The sequence below is a fragment of the Streptacidiphilus melanogenes genome, assembly GCF_000787835.1.
In the GTDB taxonomy this organism is placed as follows: Bacteria; Actinomycetota; Actinomycetes; order Streptomycetales; family Streptomycetaceae; genus Streptacidiphilus; species Streptacidiphilus melanogenes.
Window position 1 is genome coordinate 64507 of the sequence record NZ_BBPP01000010.1, and the last position, 2100, is coordinate 66606.

Sequence of the window (2100 nt, forward strand, 5' to 3'; positions counted from 1 at the left end):
GGGGCGGGCCGTGGCCGCAGGCGGGTGGCGGGCTGCGCAGGCCGCGCGGGGCACCGGCCGCTGGCGCCGGACCCACGCGGGTGGCCCGCGCGCTGTCACCGCGCGTCATCGCCTGCGGTAGACCGGCGCGCGCTTCTCGGCGAAGGCGCGGGGGCCCTCCATGGCGTCCTGGGTGGCGAAGACCGGCCAGCCGATCTCCAGTTCGCGCTTGAGCCCTTCCTCCTCGCTGAGCGCCGCCGTCTCGTAGACCGAGCGTTTGACCGCCTCGACGGCCAGCGGCGCGGCCTCGTTGACGGCCTCGGCGAGTTCGAGTGCGCGCTTGAGGGCGGTGCCGTCGGGGACGACGCTGCCGACGAGGCCGATGTCGCGTGCCTCGGCGGCGCTGTAGCGGCGGCCGGTGAGCAGCATCTCCAGGGCGTGGGTGTGCGGGATCTGCCGGGCCAGGCGGACGGTCGAGCCGCCCACCGGGAAGAGGCCGCGCCGCACCTCGAAGAGGCCGAAGGTCGCCGACTCCGCGGCGACGCGGATGTCGGTGGCCTGGAGCACCTCCGTGCCGCCCGCCACACAGACGCCCTCGACGGCGGCGATGACCGGCTTGCGCGGTCGGTGCCCGCGCAGCATCGCCTTCCAGTGGAGATCAGGATCGGCGGCGAGCCGCGCGCGATAGGGGTCGTCCTGCGCGAATCCGCCGCCGGCAAGCGCTTTCAGATCCATTCCGGCACAGAAGGCCCCGCCCGCACCGGTCAGCACAATGGACCGCACTTCGTCGTCTGCGTCCGCCTCGATCCACGCGTCGTGCAATCCCACGAGCATGGGTATCGAGAACGCGTTCTTGGCCTCGGGTCGGTTCAACGTCAGGACGAGCGTCGCACCGTGCCTCTCGACGATCAGATGTTCTGTGCCTGCCATGGGGCCGCCTCCGCATGCCGCAGCAACCGAATCCCGCTCAGATCTAGAACAGGTTGCAGTCTTGCTGACGGGTTTTCAAGTGCCGCTTCCAAAATCAACTACGGGCGACGAAGAACAAGTTCGAAGCGTCGGAAGCCTGGAGTTCTACTCGAACCGCTCCTACTCTCCGGCCATGGAATTCAACCTGGCCGATCTGTTCGAGCAAGCGGTTGACCACTACCCCGAGCGCGAGGCGATCAGCTGCGCCTCCGCCGACGGCACGGCCGTCCACCGGCGCACCTTCGCCGAGTTGGACGAACGGGCCAACCGCCTCGCCCACCACCTCCAGGAGGCCGGTCTCGGCCCTGGAGACCGCGTCGGCGTCTACGCACTGAACTGCGTGGAATGGGTCGAGTCCCTGCTCGCGATCTGCAAGATCCGCGCGGTCTGCGTCAACGTCAACTACCGCTATGTGACGGACGAACTGGCCTACCTCCTCGGCATGGCCGAGCCGGCCGCGCTGATCTACCAGGAGCGGTACGCCGACCGGGTCGGCGAGGTGCTGCCGGGCCTGCCGGGCCTGCGGCACCTGATCGTCATCGACGACGGCGCCGCCTCGCCGGGGGCCCTCGCGCCGCAGGCCGTCCCGTACGAGAAGGCCCTCGCGTCCGGCGGGCCGCGGCGCGACTTCCCGCCACGCTCGCCCGACGACCACTACCTGCTCTTCACCGGCGGCACGACGGGCCTGCCCAAGGGCGTGGTCTGGCGCCAGGAGGACGTCTTCTTCGCCCTCGGCGGCGGCATCGACGTCACCAACGGCCACCGCATGGCGGCCCCGGAGGAGATCGTGACCAGCGGGTCCGCCAACCCGATGACCTTCTTCCCGATTGCGCCGCTCATGCACGGCGCGACCCAGTGGGGGCTGATGCAGCAGCTGTTCCGGGGCAACCGGGCGGTGCTGATCGACCGGTTCGCGGCCGAGCGGGTGTGGCAGCTCGTCGGCAGCGAGGCGATCCACGTCGTGATGATCACCGGCGACGCGATGGGCCGCCCGCTGGTCGAGGCCCTCGACCGGCCGGAGGCCGACGCCTACGACCTGACCTCGATGTTCGGCCTGGTCAGCAGCGCGGCCCTGTTCTCCGCGCCGGTCAAGCGCCGGTTCCTGGAGCGCTTCCCGGCCCTCTATCTCAGCGACGCGGTCGGCTCCTCCGA

General features: G+C 70.7%; 2 protein-coding genes. One reads left to right on the forward strand and one right to left on the reverse strand.

Annotated elements, in window-relative coordinates:
* Nucleotides 1-105: 105 nt before the first annotated feature.
* Entirely contained in the window at nt 106-909 is an 804-nt protein-coding gene (locus tag TR49_RS13775) for a crotonase/enoyl-CoA hydratase family protein (protein ID WP_042381398.1), read from the reverse strand.
* Nucleotides 910-1081: 172 nt separating this feature from the next.
* Here TR49_RS13775 and TR49_RS13780 point away from each other — a divergent pair.
* On the forward strand, nt 1082-2100 hold a 1019-nt coding region (locus TR49_RS13780), incomplete at its 3' end, for an AMP-binding protein (RefSeq protein WP_042381400.1).